At 64.0% G+C, this 23,607-nt stretch carries 25 protein-coding genes; 14 read left to right on the top strand and 11 right to left on the bottom strand.

Going from position 1 to position 23,607, the window contains the following annotated elements:
- Positions 1 to 54: 54 nt before the first annotated feature.
- The 3 genes from LOY22_RS20275 to arsC are packed head-to-tail and all read right to left on the bottom strand — an operon-like array spanning position 55 to position 1,419.
- Complete coding sequence (locus LOY22_RS20275; protein WP_093380269.1) at positions 55 to 471, bottom strand: DUF2069 domain-containing protein; 417 nt, start codon at positions 469 to 471, stop codon at positions 55 to 57.
- Complete coding sequence (gene wrbA / locus LOY22_RS20270) at positions 464 to 1,069, bottom strand: NAD(P)H:quinone oxidoreductase (RefSeq protein ID WP_093380271.1); 606 nt, start codon at positions 1,067 to 1,069, stop codon at positions 464 to 466. The genes LOY22_RS20275 and wrbA overlap by 8 nt, the downstream gene beginning before the upstream one ends.
- Positions 1,066 to 1,419, bottom strand: a complete 354-nt coding sequence (gene arsC / locus LOY22_RS20265; protein ID WP_258594593.1) for an arsenate reductase (glutaredoxin) — start codon at positions 1,417 to 1,419, stop codon at positions 1,066 to 1,068. The genes wrbA and arsC overlap by 4 nt, the downstream gene beginning before the upstream one ends.
- 86 nt (positions 1,420 to 1,505) lie before the next feature.
- Between arsC and LOY22_RS20260 the strand changes: the two genes are divergently transcribed.
- Complete coding sequence (locus tag LOY22_RS20260) at positions 1,506 to 1,970, top strand: TlpA disulfide reductase family protein (RefSeq protein WP_093380276.1); 465 nt, start codon at positions 1,506 to 1,508, stop codon at positions 1,968 to 1,970.
- Positions 1,971 to 2,051: 81 nt separating this feature from the next.
- On the opposite strand, the gene LOY22_RS20255 is transcribed toward LOY22_RS20260, so the two are convergent.
- From LOY22_RS20255 to LOY22_RS20240, 4 genes are all read right to left on the bottom strand, one after another.
- Positions 2,052 to 2,456, bottom strand: a complete 405-nt coding sequence (locus LOY22_RS20255; protein ID WP_371128638.1) for an META domain-containing protein — start codon at positions 2,454 to 2,456, stop codon at positions 2,052 to 2,054.
- A complete protein-coding gene (locus LOY22_RS20250; protein ID WP_045195583.1) occupies positions 2,453 to 2,890 on the bottom strand; it encodes a hypothetical protein in 438 nt (145 codons plus the stop codon). Before LOY22_RS20250 ends, LOY22_RS20255 begins: the two co-directional genes overlap by 4 nt.
- A gap of 31 nt (positions 2,891 to 2,921) precedes the next feature.
- The gene (locus LOY22_RS20245; RefSeq protein WP_213603472.1) at positions 2,922 to 3,911 is read right to left on the bottom strand and encodes a 2-hydroxyacid dehydrogenase; all 990 of its coding nucleotides are present in this window, start codon (positions 3,909 to 3,911) and stop codon (positions 2,922 to 2,924) included.
- A gap of 76 nt (positions 3,912 to 3,987) precedes the next feature.
- On the bottom strand, positions 3,988 to 6,741 hold the full coding sequence (locus tag LOY22_RS20240; protein ID WP_045195580.1) for a response regulator: 2,754 nt from the start codon (positions 6,739 to 6,741) through the stop codon (positions 3,988 to 3,990).
- Positions 6,742 to 6,953: 212 nt separating this feature from the next.
- Here LOY22_RS20240 and LOY22_RS20235 point away from each other — a divergent pair, with 212 nt between their 5' ends.
- The 7 genes from LOY22_RS20235 (at position 6,954) to LOY22_RS20205 (ending at position 15,258) form a co-directional block, all read left to right on the top strand.
- Positions 6,954 to 7,670 (top strand): response regulator transcription factor, encoded by a 717-nt coding sequence (locus tag LOY22_RS20235; protein WP_045195578.1) that lies wholly within the window; start codon positions 6,954 to 6,956, stop codon positions 7,668 to 7,670.
- A 1-nt stretch (position 7,671) separates the two neighbouring features.
- Entirely contained in the window at positions 7,672 to 9,012 is a 1,341-nt protein-coding gene (locus LOY22_RS20230; protein WP_258594589.1) for a sensor histidine kinase, read from the top strand.
- Positions 9,013 to 9,185: 173 nt separating this feature from the next.
- Positions 9,186 to 10,088 (top strand): cysteine synthase CysM, encoded by a 903-nt coding sequence (gene cysM, locus LOY22_RS20225; RefSeq protein WP_093380288.1) that lies wholly within the window; start codon positions 9,186 to 9,188, stop codon positions 10,086 to 10,088.
- Entirely contained in the window at positions 10,088 to 11,446 is a 1,359-nt protein-coding gene (gene rlmD, locus LOY22_RS20220) for a 23S rRNA (uracil(1939)-C(5))-methyltransferase RlmD (RefSeq protein ID WP_093380291.1), read from the top strand. The genes cysM and rlmD overlap by 1 nt, the downstream gene beginning before the upstream one ends.
- A gap of 99 nt (positions 11,447 to 11,545) precedes the next feature.
- On the top strand, positions 11,546 to 13,786 hold the full coding sequence (relA, locus tag LOY22_RS20215; protein WP_045195574.1) for a GTP diphosphokinase: 2,241 nt from the start codon (positions 11,546 to 11,548) through the stop codon (positions 13,784 to 13,786).
- A gap of 78 nt (positions 13,787 to 13,864) precedes the next feature.
- Positions 13,865 to 14,695, top strand: a complete 831-nt coding sequence (mazG, locus tag LOY22_RS20210; RefSeq protein ID WP_093380294.1) for a nucleoside triphosphate pyrophosphohydrolase — start codon at positions 13,865 to 13,867, stop codon at positions 14,693 to 14,695.
- A gap of 23 nt (positions 14,696 to 14,718) precedes the next feature.
- Entirely contained in the window at positions 14,719 to 15,258 is a 540-nt protein-coding gene (locus LOY22_RS20205) for a DUF2058 domain-containing protein (RefSeq protein ID WP_045195569.1), read from the top strand.
- Positions 15,259 to 15,304: 46 nt separating this feature from the next.
- On the opposite strand, the gene LOY22_RS20200 is transcribed toward LOY22_RS20205, so the two are convergent.
- The 4 genes from LOY22_RS20200 to purM form a co-directional block, all read right to left on the bottom strand.
- Positions 15,305 to 15,487: a hypothetical protein gene (locus LOY22_RS20200; protein ID WP_038993913.1), complete on the bottom strand. Its 183-nt coding sequence runs from the start codon at positions 15,485 to 15,487 to the stop codon at positions 15,305 to 15,307.
- A 241-nt stretch (positions 15,488 to 15,728) separates the two neighbouring features.
- Positions 15,729 to 16,439, bottom strand: coding sequence for a DUF3108 domain-containing protein (locus tag LOY22_RS20195; RefSeq protein WP_045195566.1), 711 nt, complete (start codon positions 16,437 to 16,439; stop codon positions 15,729 to 15,731).
- Between the two features lie 8 nt (positions 16,440 to 16,447).
- Positions 16,448 to 17,101 (bottom strand): phosphoribosylglycinamide formyltransferase, encoded by a 654-nt coding sequence (gene purN, locus LOY22_RS20190; RefSeq protein ID WP_093380297.1) that lies wholly within the window; start codon positions 17,099 to 17,101, stop codon positions 16,448 to 16,450.
- Entirely contained in the window at positions 17,101 to 18,159 is a 1,059-nt protein-coding gene (purM, locus tag LOY22_RS20185; protein WP_258594584.1) for a phosphoribosylformylglycinamidine cyclo-ligase, read from the bottom strand. Before purM ends, purN begins: the two co-directional genes overlap by 1 nt.
- A 346-nt stretch (positions 18,160 to 18,505) precedes the next feature.
- Here purM and LOY22_RS20180 point away from each other — a divergent pair, with 346 nt between their 5' ends.
- From LOY22_RS20180 to LOY22_RS20155, 6 genes are all read left to right on the top strand, one after another.
- A complete protein-coding gene (locus LOY22_RS20180; protein ID WP_093380302.1) occupies positions 18,506 to 19,555 on the top strand; it encodes a DUF2066 domain-containing protein in 1,050 nt (349 codons plus the stop codon).
- A gap of 25 nt (positions 19,556 to 19,580) precedes the next feature.
- Positions 19,581 to 20,654: an AI-2E family transporter gene (locus LOY22_RS20175; protein ID WP_045195560.1), complete on the top strand. Its 1,074-nt coding sequence runs from the start codon at positions 19,581 to 19,583 to the stop codon at positions 20,652 to 20,654.
- Positions 20,655 to 20,811: 157 nt separating this feature from the next.
- Entirely contained in the window at positions 20,812 to 21,516 is a 705-nt protein-coding gene (gene hda, locus LOY22_RS20170) for a DnaA regulatory inactivator Hda (protein WP_010220358.1), read from the top strand.
- A 115-nt stretch (positions 21,517 to 21,631) separates the two neighbouring features.
- On the top strand, positions 21,632 to 22,267 hold the full coding sequence (locus tag LOY22_RS20165) for a C40 family peptidase (RefSeq protein WP_045195558.1): 636 nt from the start codon (positions 21,632 to 21,634) through the stop codon (positions 22,265 to 22,267).
- Between the two features lie 134 nt (positions 22,268 to 22,401).
- Positions 22,402 to 22,935: a C40 family peptidase gene (locus LOY22_RS20160; RefSeq protein WP_093380304.1), complete on the top strand. Its 534-nt coding sequence runs from the start codon at positions 22,402 to 22,404 to the stop codon at positions 22,933 to 22,935.
- 17 nt (positions 22,936 to 22,952) lie between these two features.
- Positions 22,953 to 23,600: an O-methyltransferase gene (locus LOY22_RS20155; RefSeq protein WP_258594581.1), complete on the top strand. Its 648-nt coding sequence runs from the start codon at positions 22,953 to 22,955 to the stop codon at positions 23,598 to 23,600.
- The last annotated feature ends 7 nt before the right edge of the window (positions 23,601 to 23,607 follow it).

The raw sequence follows: 23,607 nt of genomic DNA, 5'->3' as shown, positions 1-23,607 counted from the left end.
CCCTGTGGGAGCGGCGGTGCGGCGACCCGACTTGCCCCGCGATGAACTCACCGCCTAGTGCGAACCTTCTCCGGCCAACCGCCGCTCATACTGAAAGCGCCAGCGCACATACAGCAAGGCACTGACGAACAGCGCCAGGCTGATCGCCACTTCCAGCCAGCCGAACAGCGCCCGCGCCGGGTCGAAGGCGGCGAGCACGCCCTTGATGAAGTACAGATTGACCACAAAGCAGGTCCAGGCATGGGCGCGGGCGTTGCCCAGCAGCATGCCTGGCAGCAGCAGGGCCAGCGGCACCAGCTCGATCGCCAGGATCACCCCGACCCGCGCACCATGAAGGTCGGCGAACAGCAGGTTGTTCAGGGTCAGCAGGGCGACCAGGCCGAAAAAGCTCGCCAGGCTCAGCGCCCGGGTCAGGCGCAGGCGCGGCGCCAGCCATTCGAGCGACGGCAATACCTTGGGCTTTTTAGCCACGGCCGTTCTCCAGTAGTTTGGCGGTAGACGCCAGACGCTGGCCCAGGGCGCGGCACAGGGCGATTTCGTCGGCATCCAGGTCGCGCTTGCCGTCGGCGCCAGCATGGTGGCTGGCGCCATAAGGCGTACCGCCGCCCCGGGTTTCCAGCAATGCCGACTCGCTGTAGGGCAGGCCCATGATCAGCATGCCGTGGTGCATCAGCGGCAATAGCATCGACAGCAGGGTCGATTCCTGGCCGCCGTGCAGGCTGGCGGTGGAGGTGAACGCCGCCGCTGGCTTGCCGACCAGGCCGCCGCTCAGCCACAGGCTGCTGGTGCCGTCGATGAAGTACTTGAGCGGTGCGGCCATGTTGCCAAAGCGCGTCGGGCTGCCCAGGGCCAGGCCCGAGCAGTGGCGCAGGTCGTCGAGGCTGGCATACAGGGCGCCGGTGTCGGGGATGTCCGGGGCGACGGCTTCGCACTCGGTGGAAATCGCCGGTACCGTGCGGATACGTGCCTCAAGGCCGGCCATCTCGACGCCGCGGGCAATCTGCCGGGCCATCTCGCTGGTCGAGCCGTGGCGGCTGTAGAACAGGATCAGGATATATGGCGCGCTCACGGCAGGATCTCCAGCACCTTCTCTGGTGGCCGGCCGATCGCGGCTTTATCGCCGGCAATCAGGATCGGCCGCTCGATCAGCTTCGGGTGCTGGACCATGGCCTCGATCAACTTCGCCTCGCTGAGGCTGGCATCGGCCAGGTTGAGCGTCTTGTATTCGTCTTCACCGCTGCGCAGAAGCTGGCGGGCACTGATGCCAAGCTTGCCGAGCAGGGCCTTGAGCTCGCCGGCCGTCGGCGGGGTTTCCAGGTAGCGCACCACGGTCGGGGCCAGGCCGCGGGCTTCGAGCAGCTCCAGGGCGCCACGGGATTTGGAGCAGCGCGGATTGTGATAGAGGGTCAGGTCAGTCATGTTCGGGTCGCATCCAGCAGGGTGTGGCGGCTATTCTAACCGCAGCGACTTCGCATTTTGCTTGAATCTTCGAGAAGGATTGACCCATGACAAGGCGTTTGGCAGCAGCACTGGCCATCACCGCGAGCCTGTTGCTCGGCGGTTGCGGTGCAGATTACGGCCTGGACCAGCACGGCCAGGCAGTGAAAGCCGAGCAGATTGAAGGGCACTGGCTGGTGCTCAATTACTGGGCGGAATGGTGCGGCCCGTGCCGTATCGAAATTCCCGAACTCAACGCCGCGGCCAAGCAATGGCAGGGGCAGGGCGTGCAGGTAGTGGGGGTGAACTTCGACGGCCTGCAGGGTGAAGACCTGAAAAAGGCCAGCGAAGCCCTGGGTATCGGCTTCACCGTACTGGCCAGCGACCCGGCCGAGCGTTACCAATTGCCGCGCAGCGAAGCCTTGCCGGTGACCTACATCATCGATGACAAGGGCAAGGTGCGTGAGCAGTTGCTGGGCGAGCAGACGCTGGAGGGCCTGAACCAGAAGATCAAGGCGCTGAAAGGCGCCTGACGGCTCAAGCTGCAAGATAGAGCCAGAGCGCGTACAGTCTGCTCTTACTTGCGGCTTGAAGCTTGTGGCTTGCCGCTTAAGTCACCCCTCCTCAGGCCAGAAACGCAGCGGCTTGCCCTCGGCGGGCCAGAAGCGCACTTGCTCGATCGGCGAGATATCCCAGCGCTGCACGGTTTCCAGCGCCTGCAGGAAGCGTCTTTCCTGCTCCATCAGCGCCGGTGCACACAGCTTGCGGGTACTGCCGACCTTGCCGAAGCTCAGCTTGTCGCCGTCCAGCTGGTACGGCGCGAACCAGTGGTTGCAGCCGCCGTTGCCATAGGCGCGGCCGTCGGCGGCGAGGGTCAGGGTCAGGTGGCTGTAGTCCATCAGCGGACGCTCGCCAATCCATTCCAGCAGGTAGCTGCGTTCCTGTTCCAGCTTCATCGGCTCGGCGGCGCAACCCAGCAGGGCAGTGCCGATCAGGGCTGAGAGCAACAGCGTTTTCACTGGGCCGTCTCCTTGCATTTCGGGCACAGGTGTTTGTCGCCGCGGCTGATCCAGCCAAGCTCGGCGATGCGTGCGCTGGCGGCCGGTTGCTGGGCTTTTTTACCCAGTTTGGCGTCGACCGCGAATTCGAAGCTCAGGGCGGCCTGGCAGCTGTCGCAGTTGACCTCCCAGGTGTGGATCGCCAGTTCGCCGAACACCGGGCCGCTGGCTACCGCGACCCATTGGCCGGTCGGGTTGATCAAGTGGCGCACCGACTCCACGGTCAGTCGCATGGACAAGTCCTTGCTGCCCTTGAGGGTCACCAGCAGAACGTCGTTCTTCTGGATCGAGCCGCCGTTGCCGGTCACTTGATAGCGACCTGGCACCAGGGCGCGGCACTCGATCAGGGTGTGTTGCGGGTTAAACAGGGTGTAGCGGAAATCGTGTTCGACCATGGGTCCTCCAAATCTGCCGCGTATCCTAGCATCAACCCTCGACCAAGTTCTGCGGATTGCCTGCCGCCCAGCGGCTTATGTTGTCCAGGGTGGTGGCGGCGATGGCCGCCAGCGCTTCACGGGTGAGGAAGGCCTGGTGGGCGGTGACGATGACATTGGGGAAAGTCAGCAGCCGCGCCAGCACGTCGTCCTGCAAGGGCAGGTCGGAGCGGTCTTCGAAGAACAGCTGGGCTTCCTCTTCATAGACATCCAGGCCCAGGTAGCCGAGCTGGCCGCTTTTCAGTGCCTCGATCAGCGCCGGCGTGTCGACCAGGGCGCCGCGGCCGGTATTGATCAGCATGGCCCCGGGTTGCAGGTCGGCCAGGCTCTGGGCGTTGATCAAGTGGCGGGTGTCGTCGGTCAGCGGGCAGTGCAGGCTGATGACCTGGGCCTGGCGCAGCAGCTGCGGCAGGCTCAGGTAGCGCGCACCGAGCGCCAGCAGTTCGGGGTTGGGGTAGGGGTCGTAGGCCAGCAACTGGCAACCGAAACCGGCCATGATCCGCGCAAAGGCCGCGCCGATCTGCCCGGTACCGACCACGCCGACGGTCTTGCCGTGCAGGTCGAAGCCGGTCAGGCCGTGCAAGGTGAAGTCGCCTTCGCGGGTGCGGTTGTAGGCCCGGTGCAGGCGCCGGTTGAGCGCCAGGATCAGCGCCACCGCATGCTCGGCCACGGCATGTGGTGAGTAGGCCGGCACCCGTACCACGGCCAGGCCCAGGCGTTTGGCGGCGGCCAGGTCGACGTGGTTGTAGCCGGCCGAGCGCAGGGCGATCAGGCGCGTGCCAGCGGCCGCCAGGCGCTCCAGTACCGCAGCGCCAAGGTCGTCATTGATGAAGGCGCAGACCACTTCGTGGCCGGCCGCCAGCGGCGCGGTGTCTTCGGTAAGGCGCGCCGGTTGAAAGTGCAGCTCAATCTCCGGCGCCGGTGCCGCGCTGGTGAAGCTGTCCTGGTCGTAGGTCTGGCTGCTGAAAAACAATACGCGCATGGGATGTTCCTGAAGGCTTTGCCTGAAAGTTTAACCAAGGGGCAAGGATCGGGCCTTGCCCCAGGTCAGCCAGGGTTCAGGCGCTCATGCGCGCCTGGGCAGTCAGCCGGGTGATGGCCCGGTCCAGTTCGTCCAGCGCTTGCGGCGCCTGTGGGTCATCCTGCTTGAGCAAGGTTTCACTGCGTTGGCAGGCGGCGCGCAGTTGCGGCACCCCGCAGTAGCGCGAGGCGCCATTGAGGCGGTGCACGCGCTCGATCATGCCATTGCGGTCGGCTGCCTCGCGGGCGACACGAATCGCTTCGCGGTCGGACTCCAGCGACGCCAGCAGCATCGCCAGCATGTCGGCGGCCAGGTCCGGCTTGCCGGCAGCCAGGCGCAGGCCTTCCTCGGGGTCGAGCACCTTCAGTTCGCTGCTGTCCGGCGTGCGCTCCAGCGGGCGTTCCGGGCGCGGCGCACCGAGGGCCATGCCGGTCCATTTGAGCACCACCTGGGCCAGTTGGCGCTCGCTGATCGGTTTGGTCAGGTAGTCGTCCATGCCGCTGTGCAGCAGGGCGCGCTTTTCGTTGGCCATGGCGTGGGCGGTCAGTGCCACGATTGGCAGCGCCGGGCCGCTCTGGCTGGTTTCCCACTGGCGGATCTGCTCGGTGCATTCGCGCCCGTCCATGCCGGGCATCTGCACGTCCATCAGCACCAGGTCGAAGCGCTCGTCCTGCACCGCCTGAACCGCCGCATAGCCGCTGTCGACCGCCAGCACTTCGGCACCCAGGTCTTCGAGCAGGGTTTGCACCAGCAGCAGGTTGGCCGGGTTGTCGTCGACGCACAGCACCTTCGGCAACGGCTGGTCGGACACCGGCTTGCTCTCGCTGCCCGGGCGCCGCGGCTGGACCATCTCGACCAGGGCCCGGCGCAATTTGCGCGTGCAGGCAGGCTTGGCCTGCAACTGGCCGTGAGCATTGGGCAGGTAAGGGTGGTACAGCGCCTGTTCGGTGGTCGGGCACAGCACCAGGGCCTGGCAGGCGAGGTTTTCCAGTTGCTGGATGTACTGACCGAGGCGCTCCGGCGAGAGGCTGTCGAGGTTGACCCCAAGCACCGCCAGCTCGAAGGGTTGCCCGGCCAGGCTGGCGGCTTCGACCGCGTGCAGCAGTTGTTCGACCGTGGTGTACAGGCTGACGCTCAGGCCACAGTCTTCCAGTTGATGCTCCAGGGCCTGGCGCGCCAGCTCGTGGCTGTCGACAATTGCTACGCGGCGGCCCACCAGCGGTTGCGTTGGCAGGTCTTCGGCGTCGTCGCGGGCCTTGGGCAGGCTCAGACTGATCCAGAACTGCGAGCCTTCGCCGGGCGTACTGTCGACGCCGATCTCACCGCCCATCTGTTCGATCAGGCGCTTGGAAATCACCAGGCCCAGGCCTGTGCCACCGGGTTGGCGCGACAGCGAGTTGTCGGCCTGGCTGAAGGCCTGGAACAGTGCCCGCACATCCTGGCTGGACAAGCCGATGCCGGTGTCCTGAACGCTGATGCGCAACTGCACGCTGTCTTCGCGCTCGTCCTCGAGCATGGCCCGGGCGACGATGGTGCCCTCGCGGGTAAACTTGATGGCGTTGCTGACCAGGTTGGTAAGGATCTGCTTGAGCCGCAGCGGGTCGCCAACCAGCGACAGCGGTGTATCGCGGTACACCAGGCTGACCAGCTCCAGCTGTTTGGCGTGGGCCGCCGGGGCGAGGATGGTCAGGGTGTCCTGGATCAGGTCGCGCAGGTTGAACGGAATGCTGTCGAGCACCAGCTTGCCGGCCTCGATCTTGGAGAAATCGAGGATCTCGTTGATGATGCCCAAGAGGCTGCCGGCGGACTTTTCGATGGTGCCCAGGTAGTCGAGCTGGCGCGGGGTCAGTTCGCTTTTTTGCAGTAAATGAGTGAAACCAAGAATGCCGTTCAGCGGCGTACGGATTTCATGGCTCATGTTGGCGAGGAACTCGGACTTGATCCGGCTGGCCTCCAGGGCCTCCTTACGCGCCATGTCCAGCTCGATGTTCTGGATCTCGATGGTTTCCAGGTTCTGGCGCACATCTTCGGTGGCCTGGTCGATGCTGTGCTGCAGCTCTTCGTGGGCGTTGTGCAGGGTTTCGGCCATACGGTTGATCCCCGCAGCCAGTTCATCAAGCTCGTAACTGCCCATTGCCGGCAAGCGTTCTTCGAGGTTGCCGTCTTTCAACTGGGTGACTGCGTATTTGATCTGGCCGATCGGGCCGTTGATCGTGCGGCTCATGCGCAGGGCCAGCAGGGCGGTGGCGGCCAGGCCGAGGAAAATCAGCAGCAGGCTGGTAAACAGGCTGCGGTAGCCGCGCAGCAGGGTGCCGTCGTGGGACAGCTCGATTTCCACCCAGCCGAGCAGGCGATCGGCTTCGCCGGGAATCAGCTCGCCGGCCAGGTCGCGGTGGCGGCCGAACACCGGCAGCAAGTAACGGGTGGCGTCATTGCCGGTGCGCTGCAGCAACTGCGTGCCGCCACCGGTGGGTGCCTGGTTGAGCATGCTCGGGCCGGCGTGGGCCAGGGCGTTGCGGTCGGGGCCGAGAAAAGCCACGGCACGCACATCGGACTGCTCCAGGGCCTGGGCGGCAATGCGCTCCAGCTGCGCCGGGTCGTGCCGTGCCAGGGCCGGCGCCACCAGCGGGGCCAGTTGCTCGGCAATCATCTTGCCGCGTTGCAGCAGTTGGGTCTGCAGCTCGCTCTGCTGCAACCAGGTGAAGTAGCCGCCCAGCACCAGCGCCATCAGGCCGGCTGGCAACAAGGCGAGCAACAGCACGCGGCTTCTGATCCCCAATCTATTCAGCACGCCACTCTCCTGTGCCCGGTAAGCGCTGTAAGCCTCCGCCAGCTCCTGCTGACGGACCAGTCGGAAAAGTACCGCGCCTACTCGCGTAATGCACTCATTTGTATCTGCTTTTGTCGATTGCCAAGGATAACCGGGGCTTTGGTCGAGCTGCGGTTGCCTGTGCAGGGGGAATGCCGAATAATCGCGTGATTGAGAATTGCTAGCATCGGCCAATGACTCCTGTATCTATTAGTACCTCCAACATCCTTGCCATCGAGGACGATCCGGTCCTGGGTGCCTACCTGCGCGAAGAGCTGCAACGCGGCGGCTTCAAGGTCACCTGGTGCCAGAATGGCAAGGAGGGCCTGCAGGTCGCGCAGAGCAGCCGCTTTGATGTGGTGCTGATGGATATCCTGCTGCCCGGCCTCAACGGCCTGGATGTACTGGCGCAGTTGCGCAAAAGCAGCTCGACGCCGGTGATCCTGATGTCGGCGCTGGGCGCCGAGGCCGACCGCATCAGCGGTTTCAAGCGTGGCGCCGATGACTACCTGCCCAAGCCCTTCAGTATGGTCGAGCTGCAGGTTCGCATCGAAGCGATCCTGCGCCGGGTAGCGCTGGAGCGGCGCCACCAGCAACCGGCTGCGATGCTGGCCGGTGAACTGCGCTTCGACGAAGAGGCCAGCGATGTCTGTTATGGCCAGCAGTGGGCGGGGTTGACCCTCAGCGAGTACCGCCTGCTCGACACCCTGCAGCGCAGCGATGAAGAGGTGCTGAGCAAGGCCTTCCTTTATCAGCAGGTGTTGCAGCGCGGCTATGCTCGCCACGATCGCAGCCTGGACATGCACGTCAGCCAGATCCGCCGCAAGCTCAAGGCCATCGGCTACCTGGAGCGCGAGGTGCGCACGGTGTGGGGCAAGGGCTACGTGCTCAGTAGCGTTGAGGTGCACTGAGGTGCCCAATCGTCATTCCGTGTTCTGGAAACTGGCGATCCTGCTGGTGGGCTTCTGCCTGCTGATGATCGGCCTGAGCTGGACCTGGGGCCGGCACATGGACACCCAGAACGCCTTCCTTTCCGAACAGGCCAAAAGCATCCTGCAAGGCTATGCCAGCGAAGCCGAGCAGGCCTGGCTGCAAGGCGGGCAGGCCGGTATCGACGCCTGGCTGGCGGCGGTGGGTGAAAAGGAAAGCGGCTGGGTCGGGGTGATCGGCCCGAACCTGCAGTCGTTGAGCAGCACGCCGCTCAACGAGGCTGAAAGCCGGCGCCTGACCTTTCTGCGCGGCATCGACTGGCCAGTAAGCCCGCGCGCGATCGGCATGCCGTGGATGCGCCTGCCGTTCCCGCAACAGCCACATTTGGGCACCTTGGTCATGGAGCTGCCGCAGCGCCTGGCGCCGGGGCAGTACCGGGTGCTGTGGCGGGTGGTGACCAACGGCATCATCCCCGGGCTGTTTACCTTGCTGCTATGCGTCGGCCTCTACCGCATGCTGGTTGTGCCGCTGATCCAGTTGCGCGAGCAGGCCAATGCCTGGCGTGCCGACCAGCTATCGGCCCGGGTCGCCAGCAGCACCACCAGCCGCCAGGACGAGTTGGGCGAACTGGGCCGTGCCTTCGATGACATGGCCGAACGTCTGCAGGGCACGGTGGCCTTGCAACAGCAGCTGTTGCGCGACCTTTCCCACGAGCTGCGCACGCCCTTGAGCCGCTTGCGCGTGGCCTGCGACAGCGAGGCGGATGCCAATCAGCTACGCGTACGCCTGGGGCGCGAAATCGACTGCATGCAGCATCTGGTCGAAGATGCCTTGCAACTGGCCTGGCTCGACACTGAGCGGGCGCCCTTGAGCAAAGAGCCGATTCAGGTCCAGGCCCTGTGGGAAATGCTCGCTGAAGACGCCTGCTACGAAAGCGCCTGGCCGGCCGCGCAACTGCGCTGCGGGCTGGATGCCTCGTGCTGGGTGCAAGGCAACCTCAACAGCCTGGCCCAGGCCCTGGAGAACATCCTGCGCAATGCCATTCGGCATTCCTCGGCCACGGGGGTGATCCGTCTGGACGGGCGGCGCCAGGGCGATACCTGGCTGATCTGGCTGGAAGACCAGGGTGGTGGCGTCGCCGAAAGCGAGCTGGAGCGCATTTTCGCACCCTTTACCCGCCTGGACGGATCGCGCACCGGCGATGGCGGCTTCGGGCTGGGCCTGAGCATTGCCCGCAATGCCGTGGTCCGCCAGGGCGGGCGCTTGTGGGCGCAGAACACCGGGCAGGGCTTGCGCCTGAACATGCAGCTGCCAGCAGTGTGATCTCCTTTGGGAGCGGCGGTGCGGCGACCCGACTTGACCCCCGATAGGGCTGCAACAGGCTCCGCAATCCCAGCTTATAGCTCGCAGCTATAACCCCAACACATTGCGTGATATGGGCAAATCCCGTTTGCCGGTATGATAGGCGCCCCCGCAGTCTGGATTGCGAATACGCCATGACCTTGCAGTACCCAACCATCGCCGATTGCGTCGGCAACACGCCTCTGGTCCGCCTGCAGCGCATTGCCGGCGAAACCAGCAATACCCTCCTGCTCAAGCTTGAAGGCAACAACCCGGCAGGCTCGGTCAAGGACCGGCCGGCGCTGTCGATGATCACCCGCGCCGAGCTGCGTGGGCAGATCAAGCCGGGCGATACCCTGATCGAAGCGACCTCGGGCAACACCGGCATCGCTCTGGCCATGGCGGCGGCGATCAAGGGTTACAAGATGATCCTGATCATGCCCGACAATTCCAGCGCCGAACGCAAGGCGGCGATGACCGCCTATGGCGCCGAGCTGATCCTGGTCAGCAAGGAAGATGGCATGGAAGGCGCCCGCGACCTGGCCGACCGCCTGCAGGCTGAAGGCCGTGGCCTGGTGCTCGACCAGTTCGGCAATGGCGACAACCCTGAAGCCCACTACGTGAGCACCGGCCCGGAAATCTGGCGCCAGACCCAGGGCAGCATTACCCACTTCGTCAGCTCCATGGGCACCACCGGCACCATCATGGGCTGCTCGCGCTACCTCAAGGAGCAGAACCCGGCGGTGCAGATCGTCGGCCTGCAGCCGATGGAAGGCTCGGCCATCCCCGGCATCCGTCGCTGGCCGCAGGAATACCTGCCGAAGATCTACCAGTCCGAGCGCGTTGACCGTGTGGTCGACATGGCCCAGAGCGAAGCCGAAGAAACCACCCGCCGCCTGGCCCGGGAAGAGGGCATTTTCTGTGGTGTGTCCTCCGGTGGTGCAGTGGCAGCCATGCTGCGCCTGTCCCGCGAGCTGGAAAACGCCGTGATGGTGGCGATCATTTGCGACCGTGGCGACCGTTACCTGTCGACCGGCATTTTCGATTCAGTGAACTGATGTCCAAGAACAAACGTAACAGCGGCCTGCGCTTTCAGCCGGCCGGTGGCACCCGCGCGCCACAGATCCCCACCGGTAAAAAGCAGCGCCTGAGCATCGAGCGCCTGGCCGGTGACGGCCGGGGCATCGCCTTTCTCGACGGTCGTACCTGGTTCGTCAGTGGCGCGCTGGCCGAGGAAGAGGTCGAAGCGCGGGTGCTCAACACCCACGGCAAGGTGGTCGAGGCGCGCCTTGAGCGGGTGTTCAGTGCCAGCCCGGCGCGCCGCGAGGCCCCGTGCAAGCACTTCGACCGCTGTGGCGGCTGCAACCTGCAGCACCTGCCCCATGCCGAGCAACTGGCGCTCAAGCAACGCCTGCTGGCCGAGCAGTTGCAGCGGGTTGCCGGCGTGCAGCCCGAGCATTGGGCCGCGCCGCTGAGCGGTCCGGAATTCGGCTACCGGCGCCGGGCGCGGGTTGCGGTGCGTTGGGACAACAAGGCAAAACAGCTTGAAGTCGGTTTTCGCGCCGAAGCCAGCCAGGACATCGTCCCCATCGACGACTGCCCGGTGCTGGTACAACCCTTGCAATCAATCATGCGTCACCTGCCTACGCTGTTACGCAGCCTGAGCAAGCCGCAAGTGGTGGGTCACGTCGAACTGTTCAGCGGTACCGCGCTGGCGCTGCTGTTGCGCCACACCGGGCCATTGGGTGAGGGCGACCTGGCGCGCCTGCAGGCGTTCTGCGCCGAGGCCGGTGCGCAGCTGTGGCTGCAAGGCGAGGGTGAACCTTTGCCGCTGGACGCCGGTCAGAGCCTCGGTTTCCGCCTTGAACCGTGGAACCTGGAGCTTGCGTACCGGCCGGGCGATTTCGTCCAGGTCAACGCCCAGGTCAACACCGCGATGATCGAGCAGGCCCTGGCCTGGTTGGCGCCGCAGGCCGATGAGCGCGTGCTCGACCTGTTCTGTGGCCTGGGCAACTTTGCCTTGCCGCTGGCCCGGCAGGCCAAGGAAGTGGTGGCGGTGGAGGGGGTGCAGGCGATGGTCGAGCGGGCCGCCGCCAATGCCCGTAGCAACAATTTGCATAACACGCAGTTTTTTCAGGCCGATTTATCGCAGCCTTTGGCGGCGTCGGGCTGGGCCGCAGGAGGCTTTTCTGCGGTACTCTTGGACCCACCGCGTGATGGTGCATTTGAGGTTGTGCGAAAAATCGCAGACCTCGGCGCGAAACGTCTTGTTTATGTATCGTGCAATCCGGCGACCCTGGCCCGCGACACCGTTGAACTGGTCAGGCAGGGTTACCGGTTAAAAAGTGCCGGGATTCTCGACATGTTTCCTCAGACGGCGCATGTCGAAGCCATGGCGTTATTCGAAGCGGGTTAGCCAGGCTGACGCGTTCGGCGCTGCACCTTGGGTCCGGCAGGGGCAGCACCAGTGATTTCAAGCGCATCGCGAATGCGCTGTAGGGAAAGGTAAACAAAGATGGTACAGGTGAGAGTGCACCAGCCGGTCAACACCGACGGCAGTATCAATCTCGAAGCATGGCTGGATCATGTGGTGAGCGTCGACCTGGCGCTGGACCGGGAGGCCCTCAAGGCCGCTTGCGAGTTCGCCCAGGACATCGAAAAAAAGGGCAACCCGGCCAAGCATTCCTGGGCCGATGGTACGTCGAGTTTCCAGGCCGGCCTGGAAATCGCTGAAATCCTGGCCGACCTCAAGCTCGACCAGGACTCGCTGGTCGCCGCGGTCATCTACCGCGCCGTGCGCGAAGGCAAGGTGACCCTGGCTGAAGTCGGCCAGCGTTTTGGCCCGGTGGTCTCCAAACTGATCGACGGCGTGCTGCGCATGGCAGCCATCAGTGCCAGTCTCAGCCCGCGCCAGTCGCTGGTGCTGGGCTCGCAGGCGCAGGTCGAGAACCTGCGCAAGATGCTCGTGGCAATGGTCGACGACGTGCGCGTGGCGTTGATCAAGCTGGCCGAGCGGACCTGCGCGATTCGCGCGGTCAAAGGCGCCGACGACGAGAAACGCAATCGCGTCGCCCGCGAAGTCTTCGATATCTACGCACCGCTGGCCCACCGACTGGGCATCGGTCATATCAAGTGGGAGCTGGAAGACCTGTCCTTCCGCTACCTCGAACCCGATCAGTACAAGCAGATCGCCAAGCTTTTGCACGAGCGCCGGCTGGACCGCGAGCGCTTCATCAGCGACGTGATGAACCAGCTGCAGAACGAACTGCTGGCCACCGGCGTCAACGCCGACATCAGCGGCCGGGCCAAGCACATCTATTCGATCTGGCGCAAAATGCAGCGCAAGGGCCTGGAATTCAGCCAGATCTACGACGTGCGCGCAGTGCGCGTGCTGGTCCCGGAAATGCGCGACTGCTACACCGCGCTGGGTATCGTCCACACCCTCTGGCGGCACATTCCCAAAGAGTTCGACGACTACATCGCCAACCCCAAGGAAAACGGCTACCGCTCGTTGCACACCGCGGTGATCGGCCCTGAGGGCAAGGTCCTCGAGGTGCAGATCCGCACCCATGCCATGCACGAAGAGGCCGAGCTCGGCGTCTGCGCGCACTGGCGCTACAAGGGCACCGATGTCAAACCCAGCTCCAACCACTACGAGGAGAAAATCTCCTGGTTGCGCCAGGTGCTGGAATGGCATGAGGAGCTGGGCGACATCGGTGGCCTGGCCGAACAGCTGCGCGTTGATATCGAACCGGACCGGGTCTACGTATTCACCCCCGATGGCCACGCCATCGACCTGCCCAAGGGCGCCACGCCGCTGGACTTTGCCTACCGGGTGCACACCGAGATCGGCCACAACTGCCGCGGGGCGAAGATCAACGGCCGCATCGTGCCGCTCAACTACAGCCTGCAGACCGGCGAGCAGGTCGAGATCATCACCAGCAAGCACGGCAACCCCAGCCGCGACTGGCTGAACTCGAACCTGGGCTACGTCACCACCTCGCGGGCGCGGGCGAAGATCGTCCACTGGTTCAAGCTGCAGGCCCGCGACCAGAACGTCGCCGCCGGCAAGACCCTGCTCGAGCGCGAACTCAACCGCCTAGGCCTGCCGCAGGTCGACTTCGAACGCCTGGCGGAAAAAGCCAACCTGCGTACCGCCGAGGACATGTTCGCCTCGCTGGGCGCCGGGGACCTGCGCCTGGCGCACCTGGTCAACGCCGCGCAGCAACTGGTCGAGCCCGAGCGCAGCGATCATGTCGAGCTGGTGCCGCGCAAGGCCACCGGCTACAAGCCGGGCAAGCGTGGCGACATCCAGATCCAGGGCGTCGGCAACCTGCTCACGCAAATGGCCGGTTGCTGCCAGCCGCTGCCGGGCGATGCGATTGTTGGCTACATCACCCAGGGCCGTGGCGTGACCATCCACCGTCAGGACTGCGCCTCGGTGCTGCAACTGGCCGGGCGCGAGCCGGAGCGGATCATCCAGGTCAGCTGGGGGCCGGTGCCGGTACAGACCTACCCGGTGGATATCATCATCCGTGCCTACGACCGTCCGGGCTTGCTGCGTGACGTTTCCCAGGTCCTGCTCAACGAGCGGATCAACGTGCTGGCGGTCAACACCCGCTCGAACAAGGAAGACAACACCGCACTGATGTCGCTGACCATCGAGATTCCTGGCCTGGATGCCCTCGGGCGCCTGCTGGGGCGGATTTCGCAACTGCCGAACATCATCGAGACGCGGCGTAACCGTACGCCGTAAGACTGCTATCGCGGGCCAGGCCCGCTCCTGCAGGCATCCTCTGTGGGAGCGGGCTTGACCCGCGATAAGGAACCCAAGATGTATACCCTAGACGACCTGCTCCACCTCATGGCCCGCCTGCGCGACCCGCAGCATGGTTGCCCGTGGGACCTCAAGCAGACCTACGCGACCATCGTCCCCTACACCCTCGAAGAAGCCTACGAAGTGGCCGACGCCATCGAGCGCAGCGACTTCGAGCACTTGCAGGGCGAACTCGGTGACCTGCTGTTCCAGGTGGTCTACTACAGTCAGCTGGCACGCGAAGAAGGCCGTTTCGAGTTCGATGGCGTGGTCGACAGCATCACCCGCAAGCTGATCCGCCGCCATCCGCACGTATTCCCAAGCGGTGAACTCTACGCTGCCCTCGACACACCCAAGCTCGACGAAGCCCAGGTCAAGCAGCGCTGGGAACAGATCAAGGCCCAGGAGCGCGCCGAGAAGGGCGAGCCCGAGCAGTTGTCGTTGCTCGACGACGTGCCGGCCGCGTTGCCGGCCTTGTCGCGGGCGGCCAAACTGCAAAAGCGTGCCGCCCAGGTCGGTTTCGACTGGCCACACGCCTTGCCGGTGCTCGACAAGGTTCGCGAAGAACTCGACGAAGTGCTGCAGGCCATGGCCGACGACGACAGCGTGGCCCTGGCCGACGAGCTTGGCGATTTGCTGTTCGCGGCGGTCAACCTGGCCCGGCACCTGAAGGTCGACCCGGAAAACGCCCTGCGCGGGGCGAACAAAAAGTTTGAGCGACGTTTCCGTTTTATCGAACAGGCATTGCGCGACATAGGCCGTCCGATTGAAGATTGCACCCTCGAAGACATGGATGCGCTCTGGGGCGAAGCCAAACGTCAGGAAAAGAACCTGCCCAGCTGCGGCTGAGCTGTTGCATAAGTGAGTGAACGATGAGCCTTTCCCTTCGCGACCAATTGCTCAAGGCCGGTCTGGTCAACCAGAAACAGGTCAAGCAGGTCAGTAAAGATCAGAAGAAACAAAAGCGCCTGGAGCACAAAGGCCAGGTCGAGGTCGACGATACCCAGCAGCGGCTGGCCAAGGAAGCCATGGCGGAAAAAGCCAAGCGCGACCAGGAGCTCAACCGCCAGCAGCAGGAGAAGGCCGAGCAGAAGGCCCGCGCCGCCCAGGTCAAGCAATTGATCGAAGTCTCGCGCCTGCCCAAGCTGACCACCGAGGACTACTACAACTTCGTCGACGACAAGAAGGTCAAGCGTCTGTCGGTCAACGCCCTGATGCGCAGCAAGCTGAGCAGCGGTTCGCTGGCCATCGTGGCCCATGGCGGTGGTTACGAAGTGATCCCTCGTGAAGCGGCGCTGAAGATCCAGGAGCGCGACCCGCAGCGTATTGTCCTGCTCAACACCCAGGTTGAAGAGCCGGATGCCGACGATCCGTACGCGGCCTACGTGATCCCTGACGATCTGATGTGGTAAAGACGACAAACCCCGCTTCGGCGGGGTTTGTTTTTTCTGGAGGGGGTTATTGCTGTTGCCGTCTGTTCTCGAGGTATTCCAGCTCGATGCGGTAGCTGTGGGCCTCATGCTCGTTGTGGAACATGCCGACCAGCTCACCCTGCTGATGCACATCCCAGATGCGCACGCCTGCAGCCAGGCCTTCGTGAGACATTTTGCTTTCGTCGCGCTCAGTTACTTTGACAGTCATCTGCAAACTCCACTTTCAGTTAACTGCGGCACCGTGTCGCAGGTCTCTTTTATAGAATTTGTTAGCAGGCTAAGTAAATAAACGGCGCATGAAACATCTTTCATGTCCCTGTGGGGCCTGGCTTGCCCCGCGATGCGATGTGACGGGTAGCCTGCGATCGCGGGGTAAGCCCGCTCCTACCAAGGGTGTAAAAAAAACCCCGCACTTGGCGGGGTTTGGGGTGTTACCAGCAGTCAGGCAATCAGTTGCCCTTGACTGTCTTGCCGTCGACCGTGCCGTCCTGCAGGACGATCACGTACTCCTTGCCGTCGGTCTCGACCTGGCGAAGTTGCACCAGCAGGTAATCCCAGTCCTTGGCGAACCACAGCTCGGTGATGCGCTTGCTCTGGCTCGGGTCGCGCACGCGCTCGACCTTGATGGCATCGACCTGGCCGGTCTTGGTGGTGACTTTCTCGCTGCCCAGGACGCGGAAGTCGTAGGTGTCGATCTCGTCGCCATCGACCACCTGGTAGCTCACGCTCTTCTTGCCGGCTGCCACGTCATGCTGCAGGGCCAGTTGATAGGTGGACTTGTCCAGTACGCCGCGGTTGAGCGGCAGGTTGATCGCGTCGCCGCGGTCGGTGCCGGTGATCTTCTTGCTGCTCCAGTCGAAATCCAGATCGACCTTCTTGGCCTTGCCCAGGCCGCCACGCTCGAAGTGGTAGGTCTGGGGCAGCAGGGTGTCCTTGTCCAGCTTCAGGGTACTTTGCTCAATCAGGCTGGCAATCATCATCGACGCCTTGAAATTGAGGTTCCAGGTACCGTTGGCGTTCTTTTCCAGGCTGCGCTCGGCAGTGCCACTCATGGGCAGTTGCTTCCAGTCGGCGGTGTAGCTGGCCGAGAATGGCTTCAGATCGGCTGCCTGCAACGGCAGCGCGAGCACGGCGAGAGCGAAGAGCAGGGCACGACGCATAATTTCTCCTAGGGTCGAATCAAGTGGCCGCTGGCCGCCAGAGGCTGGCCATCCAGTAGAGCACCGTGCTCGCCCAGGCGCAAACGGCCCTCGGCAAACCAGCGCACCGCCAGCGGATAGATCAGGTGTTCCTGGCTGTGAACCCGCTGTGCCAGACGTTCTGGCGTGTCATCCAACTCTACCGGTATCACTGCCTGTACGACCAGCGGTCCGCCATCGAGTTCCTCGGTGACGAAGTGCACGCTGCAGCCATGCTCGGCATCGCCGGCTTCCAGCGCTCGTTGATGAGTGTGCAGGCCCTTGTACTTGGGCAGTAGGGAAGGGTGAATGTTCAGCAGGCGGCCCTGGTAGTGACGGACAAAGCCGGCACTGAGGATGCGCATGAAACCGGCCAGCACCACCAGTTGCGGGCGGTAGCCATCGATCAGTTCGACCAGTGCCGCGTCGAATGCCTCGCGGCCGTCGAAGGCCTTGTGGTCGAGCACGGCGGTGGCGATACCGGCGTCTTTGGCGCGCTGCAGGCCATAGGCGTCGGCGCGGTTGGAGATGACCGCGCAGATCCGCACCGGGCTGTCGCCGGTGCGGGTGCTGTCGATCAATGCTTGCAGGTTGCTGCCGGTGCCGGACAACAGCACCACGACATCACAGGTCTTGCTCGGCATCAGTGTGCCTTGACGTTCTTCAGCTCAACCTGGGCAGCGCCTTCGGCGGCGATGCCGATCTGGCCGATGACCCATGGCTGCTCGCCGGCTTCACGCAGGACCTTCAGGGCGATGTCGACCTGGTCCTGGGCGACGCAGATGACCATGCCGACGCCGCAGTTCAATACGCGGTGCATTTCGTGCTCGTCGACGTTGCCTTGCTGTTGCAGCCAGTCGAACACCACCGGGCGATTCCAGCTGGCCACGTCAACCACAGCCTGGGCGCCTTTTGGCAGGACGCGCGGGATGTTGTCGAGCAGGCCGCCACCGGTGATGTGGGCCATGGCCTTGACCGCGCCGGTGTCCTTGATCAGCTTGAGCAGCGGCTTTACGTAGATGCGCGTCGGGGCCATCAGCAGTTCGGTCAGCGGCTTGCCGTCGAGCTGGATGGTTTCGATGTCGGCACCGGAAACTTCGATGATCTTGCGGATCAGCGAGTAGCCGTTGGAGTGCGGGCCGGACGATGGCAGGGCGATCAGCGCGTCGCCAGTGGCAACCTTGGAGCCGTCGATGATTTCGGCTTTTTCTACCACGCCAACGCAGAAGCCGGCCAGGTCGTAGTCTTCGCCTTCGTACATGCCTGGCATTTCAGCGGTTTCACCGCCGACCAGGGAGCAACCAGCCAGTTCGCAGCCAGCGCCGATACCGGTGACCACGGTAGCGGCAACGTCGACATTGAGTTTGCCGGTGGCGTAGTAGTCGAGGAAGAACAGCGGCTCGGCACCGCAGACCACCAGGTCGTTGACGCACATGGCGACCAGGTCCTGGCCGATGCTGTCGTGCTTGTTCAGGTTCAGTGCCAGGCGCAGCTTGGTGCCGACGCCGTCGGTGCCGGAGACCAGAACCGGCTGCTTGTAGCCGGCCGGGATCTCGCAGAGGGCGCCAAAACCGCCCAGGCCGCCCATGACTTCCGGGCGCGCCGTGCGCTTGGCAACGCCTTTGATGCGTTCGACCAATGCTTCACCGGCGTCGATGTCTACACCGGCGTCCTTGTAGCTCAGGGAGGGTTGCTTGCTCATGATCCAGGCCTTTAGGGGGGAGGGATTCAGGGGAATCGACCGTGACCTGCCAGGCAAGGCGGAGGGAATCCGGCTGCCTGACCGTCGCCGGTCTGCGAAGGCGCGCGATTTTATCAGGGTTGCCCGGTAGCGGCCATCCTCAGGCCGACGGGCAGGGCCTTAAATGTTGCGAAAAATACGCTTTAACAGTGCGCGACTGGTTGCCACGGCGCAGGCTGTATAAGGTATAGCAAAGGCGATGGGCGCAATTTGCCGCCAGCGGTTGAATGTTTTACCGGGTGCTGCGGTCTGAGCTGCGTCCGTTTTTGTCGCCCACGCTTCTTTATTACCTGGACAGGAATCCTCCATGCGTTTGCGTAATTACCTGGCCGCCGGCTGTCTGGCCCTGTTCGGCCTCTCGGCTCAGGCCGAAACCCTCTCCGGCCTTTATCAGGTCCGCGAACCGGTCACCGGCCAGGGCGCCGAAGCCCGTACCCAGGCCACCGAAAAAGCCCTCGAAACCCTGGTGTTGCGCCTGACCGGCGACGCCAAGGCTGTGCAAAGCCCGGGCCTGGCTGCGCTGCGCAAAGACCCGCAACAAATCATCAGCCAGTTCGGCTTCGAGGCCGGCCCGCCGGAAACCGTGCTGGTCGACTTCGACCCGGGCAGCACCGAGCGCGCCTTGCGTCAGGCGGGCCTGGCCCTGTGGGGCAATAACCGGCCAGCGATCCTCGGCTGGTGGTTGAACGACAGCGTCGAAGGTTCGAACCTGGTTGGTGACGGCCAGGGCAGCGCCGAACCGCTGCGTCGCGCCGCCCAGCACCGCGGCCTGCCGCTGCGCTTGCCGCTGGCCGATCTGCAGGAGCAACTGGTGGCAACCGGCAAGAATCTTGAAGGCACCGACCCGGCGCCGCTGCGCGAGGCTTCCGAGCGCTACGGCGCCGATGCCTTGCTGGCGGTGCACGCCAGCGAAGCCGATGGCAAATGGCAGGGTAAGTGGCGCCTGTGGCTGGGCGAGCAGCGCGAGCAGGGCACTGCCGAGGGCGCTGATCAGGCGGCCCTGGCCGATGCCGTGATGCTCGCCGTCAGCAACCGCCTGGCGCCGCGCTTCGTCGCCCGTCCAGGGGCCAGCAGCGAAATGCAGGTGCAGGTCCAGGGCATGACCCTGGAACGTTATGCCGAACTGGGCCGGGTGCTCGAGCCTTACGGCGCGCGGCTCAAGGTGGTGCAGGGCGATACCCTGACCTATCAGGTCACCGGCAACAGCGATCAGTTGCGCGCGCAACTGGGCCTGGCCAAGTTGCAGGAGCTGCCGGCCGATGCGCCCGCGGCACCTGCAGCCGTCGATCCGGCCAACCCCGGGGCAACCCAGGCCGCCGCCCCGCAACCCTTCAACGGGCTGCGTTTTCGTTGGTAAACCCTGACCTGGCCGGGAGCCGTTCATGACTGATACACGTCGCTGGGTATGGGTAGGCGGGGCGCTGCTGTGCGCGGCCTTGCTGTATTGGCTGCACCCGATTCTTTCGCCGTTTCTGGTCGGCATTTTGCTGGCCTACCTGGCCGATCCGCTGGTCGACCGTCTGGAGCGCGCCGGCCTGTCGCGCACCTGGGGTGTGGTGGTGGTGTTTGCCCTGTTCACCCTGCTGCTGACCTTGTTGCTGCTGGTATTGGTGCCGATGCTGGCCAAACAGCTGGTGCGCCTGTATGAGCTGGCGCCGCAGATGCTCGACTGGCTGCAGCACCAGGCCCTGCCCTGGGTGCAGACGCGCCTGGGCCTGGCCGACGGCTTCTGGAAGTTCGACAAGATCAAGGCCGCCATCAGCGAGCACATGGGCCAGACCACCGACATCGTCGGGGTCATCCTGTCCCAGGCCACGGCTTCGGGCCTGGCCCTGATTGGCTGGCTGGCCAACCTGGTGCTGATCCCGGTGGTGAGCTTCTACCTGCTGCGCGACTGGGACCTGATGATGGCCAAGATCCGCAGCCTGCTGCCGCGCCAGCGCGAGGAACGGGTGGTGGCCCTGGCTGGTGAGTGTCACGAAGTGCTGGGCGCCTTCGTCCGTGGCCAGCTGCTGGTGATGCTGGCCCTGGGTATCATCTATGCCTCGGGGCTGATGCTGGTGGGCCTGGAGCTGGGCTTGCTGATCGGCCTGCTGGCGGGCCTGGCGGCGATCGTGCCGTACATGGGCTTCATTATTGGTATCGGCGCGGCGATGATTGCCGGGCTGTTCCAGTTCGGCGGCGACCCTTATCCTTTGCTCGGCATCGCAGCCGTATTCATGGTCGGCCAGGCGCTCGAAGGCATGGTGCTGACACCGCTGCTGGTGGGCGATCGCATTGGCCTGCACCCGGTGGCGGTGATCTTCGCGATCCTGGCCGGTGGCGAGATGTTCGGTTTTACCGGGGTGTTGCTGGCCTTGCCGGTGGCGGCGGTGATCATGGTGCTGCTGCGCCATGTGCATGACCTGTATAAAGAGTCGGATATCTACGCGGGCGAAATCGACCCGGATCTCTAGCTTGATAGCACCTGGCTTGCATTGGCCTTTACCCGCTAATGCAAGCCTTTGATTTTACTTGTGGTCTGCGCCGATTGTGCGAGGGGCTCCACGGGTATAAACTTTGCAGACTTTTCACAAAAGGCCCCTTGCGGTTCCCCGGAACTGCCCAGCCAGCATGAAACCGATCCAGTTGCCCCTGGGTGTGCGTCTGCGTGATGACGCCACCTTCATCAACTACTATCCGGGTGCCAACGCCGCCGCTTTGGGCTACGTCGAGCGACTCTGCGAAGCCGACGCCGGCTGGACCGAAAGCCTGATCTACCTGTGGGGCAAACAGGGCGTGGGCCGCACCCACCTGCTGCAGGCCGCCTGCCTGCGCTTCGAGCAACTGGGTGAACCGGCGGTGTACCTGCCCCTGGCGCAATTGCTCGATCGCGGCGTCGAATTGCTCGACAACCTCGAACAGTACGAACTGGTCTGCCTCGACGACCTGCATGTCATTGCCGGCAAGCCGGAGTGGGAAGAGGCCATGTTCCACCTCTTCAATCGCCTGCGCGACAGTGGTCGGCGCCTGTTGCTGGCTGCCTCCAGCTCGCCCCGCGAACTGCCGATCAAGCTCGCCGACCTCAAGTCGCGCCTGACCCTGGCGCTGATCTTCCAGATGCGTGCGCTATCGGACGAAGACAAGCTGCGCGCCCTGCAATTGCGTGCTTCGCGCCGCGGCCTGCACCTGACCGACGAGGTCGGGCACTTCATCCTCACCCGTGGCACCCGTAGCATGAGCGCACTGTTCGACCTGCTCGAGCGCCTCGACCAGGCCTCTTTGCAGGCTCAACGCAAGCTCACCATCCCGTTCTTGAAAGAAACTTTGGGCTGGTAAGGCAGGGGCTAGAGCCTCGGCACATAAAAGTCACATTTTTTTCGATTGAATTTGCAAATCGATGCGATAGAAGGCATAGTCTCGACTTCTTTAAATTCCAGACACGGTCGTGCCCATGCTAAATCGCTTCGCACCCCTCGTGCCCCTCGCACTCGTGACCCTGCTTTTTGGCTGCGCGACCACCGGTCCCGTATCGCAGCAGCAGGTTCAGCAGCAACCGGTTTCCGCTCAGGTTTCGACCAAGTCCTCCGTCCAGGCGACGTTCGAGGAAGAGCTGGCCACCGAAGAAGAGCTGCAAGATTTCTCCAGCAGCAAGCCTTACCAGCTGCCAGCCCTGGCCGACAACATTCTCGAGCGCGGCATGTCGCTGATCGGTACCCGCTACCGTTTCGGTGGTACCTCCGAGAACACCGGCTTTGATTGCAGCGGCTTCATCGGCTACCTGTTCCGCGAAGAAGCCGGCCTCAACCTGCCGCGCTCTACCCGCGAAATGATCAACGTCAAGGCCCCGCTGGTTGCTCGCAACAACCTCAAGCCAGGCGACCTGCTGTTCTTCAGCACCAATGGTCGCGGCCGCGTCAGCCACGCCGGTATCTACCTCGGCGACGATCAGTTCATCCACTCCAGCAGCCGCCGCAGCGGTGGCGTGCGCATCGACAAGCTCGGTGATCGCTACTGGAGCAAGACCTTCATCGAAGCCAAGCGTGCACTGGCCATGGCTCCGGCCGCGACCACGCTCTCGCGCAACTGATCCTTCGACAGGTTTGACCACGGCGACGTAGCTGAAAAGCTCGTCGCCGTGCGTGTTTACAGAAAGCGTCTAATCTAAATTCTCAACTCTTTTCGGCTCTTGGCCGAAGCGGCTTCAGACAGGATGTTCTGACCATGGCGATGATGGCGCGCTTCGCTCTACTTTCCCTCGCAGCACTGCTCGGTGCCTGCTCAAGTCATGCCCCGGCCCCGCGTAAAGTGGTCGAGCCGGCAGTCATGGCCCCGCAAGTGTATTTCTCCCCGGTTGCCGAAGACGTGCTGTTCCGCGCCCTCGGCCTGGTCGGCACGCCGTACCGTTGGGGCGGCAACACCCCGGATTCGGGTTTCGACTGCAGCGGCCTGATTGGCTACGTCTATCGTGATGCTGCGGGCATCTCGTTGCCGCGTTCGACCCGGGAGATGATCGGCATCCGCGCACCGAGCATCGAGCGCAACGACCTGCAGTCCGGCGACCTGGTGTTCTTTGCCACCAATGGTGGCTCGCAGGTCAGCCATGCCGGTATCTATGTCGGCGAAGGGCGCTTCGTCCATGCCCCGGCCACCGGCGGAACGGTGCGCCTGGACTACCTGTCCAACAGCTATTGGCAAAAGACCTACCTGAACGCCAAGCGGGTGCTGCAGCCAGCGCACCTGGCGCGCAACCCCTGACCTGTGCGAGGTAGACGATGACCGCCCAGACGCTCTACCTCGACGACCCCCTCTACCACTACCTGCAAAGCGTGTCGCTGCGCGAGACGCCGTTGCTCGCCCGTTTGCGTGAAGAAACCCAGGCCCTGGCCGAAGCACGCTGGCAGGTGGCACCGGAGCAAGGCCAGTTGCTGGCGCTGCTGGTGCGCCTGATCGGTGCCGAGCGGGTGATCGAGGTGGGTACTTTCACCGGCTACAGCGCTTTGTGCATGGCTCAGGCCATGGAGCATGGGCAGTTGCTTTGTTGCGACCTTGAGGGCAGCTACAACGCCGTGGCCTGGCGCTACTGGCAGGAGGCTGGAGTCGCCGAGCACATCGAGCTGCGCCTGGCGCCGGCCTTGCAGACCCTGGCGACACTGCCATCAGCGCGCTACGACCTGATCTTCATCGATGCCGACAAGGCCAACTACCCGCACTATCTGGAAGAGGCCCTGCGCCTGCTGCGGGTCGGCGGGCTGGTGCTGTTCGACAACACCCTGTGGAGCGGGCGGGTGCTTGAGCAAAAGCCGGACAGCGAAGATACCCGCGCCATCCAGGCATTGAACCTAAAGCTCAAGGACGACCCACGGGTGGACCTGTCGATGCTGCCGATTGGCGATGGCCTGACCCTCTGCCGCAAACGCTGAGCTCCCC

Source organism: Pseudomonas sp. B21-035, assembly GCF_024748945.1.
Lineage (GTDB): Bacteria > Pseudomonadota > Gammaproteobacteria > Pseudomonadales > Pseudomonadaceae > Aquipseudomonas.
Note: the sequence above shows the minus strand (reverse complement) of the source record. Positions and strands in the feature narration are given on the sequence as shown.

Excerpts from the sequence above, each read along its gene's own strand:
- arsC (WP_258594593.1), bottom strand. The coding sequence starts at position 1,419 with ATGACTGACCTGACCCTCTATCACAATCCGCGCTGCTCCAAATCCCGT.
- LOY22_RS20260 (WP_093380276.1), top strand. The coding sequence starts at position 1,506 with ATGACAAGGCGTTTGGCAGCAGCACTGGCCATCACCGCGAGCCTGTTG.
- LOY22_RS20250 (WP_045195583.1), bottom strand. The coding sequence starts at position 2,890 with ATGGTCGAACACGATTTCCGCTACACCCTGTTTAACCCGCAACACACC.
- LOY22_RS20245 (WP_213603472.1), bottom strand. The coding sequence starts at position 3,911 with ATGCGCGTATTGTTTTTCAGCAGCCAGACCTACGACCAGGACAGCTTC.
- LOY22_RS20235 (WP_045195578.1), top strand. The coding sequence starts at position 6,954 with ATGACTCCTGTATCTATTAGTACCTCCAACATCCTTGCCATCGAGGAC.
- cysM (WP_093380288.1), top strand. The coding sequence starts at position 9,186 with ATGACCTTGCAGTACCCAACCATCGCCGATTGCGTCGGCAACACGCCT.
- rlmD (WP_093380291.1), top strand. The coding sequence starts at position 10,088 with ATGTCCAAGAACAAACGTAACAGCGGCCTGCGCTTTCAGCCGGCCGGT.
- relA (WP_045195574.1), top strand. The coding sequence starts at position 11,546 with ATGGTACAGGTGAGAGTGCACCAGCCGGTCAACACCGACGGCAGTATC.
- mazG (WP_093380294.1), top strand. The coding sequence starts at position 13,865 with ATGTATACCCTAGACGACCTGCTCCACCTCATGGCCCGCCTGCGCGAC.
- LOY22_RS20205 (WP_045195569.1), top strand. The coding sequence starts at position 14,719 with ATGAGCCTTTCCCTTCGCGACCAATTGCTCAAGGCCGGTCTGGTCAAC.
- LOY22_RS20200 (WP_038993913.1), bottom strand. The coding sequence starts at position 15,487 with ATGACTGTCAAAGTAACTGAGCGCGACGAAAGCAAAATGTCTCACGAA.
- LOY22_RS20195 (WP_045195566.1), bottom strand. The coding sequence starts at position 16,439 with ATGCGTCGTGCCCTGCTCTTCGCTCTCGCCGTGCTCGCGCTGCCGTTG.
- purN (WP_093380297.1), bottom strand. The coding sequence starts at position 17,101 with ATGCCGAGCAAGACCTGTGATGTCGTGGTGCTGTTGTCCGGCACCGGC.
- purM (WP_258594584.1), bottom strand. The coding sequence starts at position 18,159 with ATGAGCAAGCAACCCTCCCTGAGCTACAAGGACGCCGGTGTAGACATC.
- LOY22_RS20180 (WP_093380302.1), top strand. The coding sequence starts at position 18,506 with ATGCGTTTGCGTAATTACCTGGCCGCCGGCTGTCTGGCCCTGTTCGGC.
- LOY22_RS20175 (WP_045195560.1), top strand. The coding sequence starts at position 19,581 with ATGACTGATACACGTCGCTGGGTATGGGTAGGCGGGGCGCTGCTGTGC.
- hda (WP_010220358.1), top strand. The coding sequence starts at position 20,812 with ATGAAACCGATCCAGTTGCCCCTGGGTGTGCGTCTGCGTGATGACGCC.
- LOY22_RS20165 (WP_045195558.1), top strand. The coding sequence starts at position 21,632 with ATGCTAAATCGCTTCGCACCCCTCGTGCCCCTCGCACTCGTGACCCTG.
- LOY22_RS20160 (WP_093380304.1), top strand. The coding sequence starts at position 22,402 with ATGGCGATGATGGCGCGCTTCGCTCTACTTTCCCTCGCAGCACTGCTC.
- LOY22_RS20155 (WP_258594581.1), top strand. The coding sequence starts at position 22,953 with ATGACCGCCCAGACGCTCTACCTCGACGACCCCCTCTACCACTACCTG.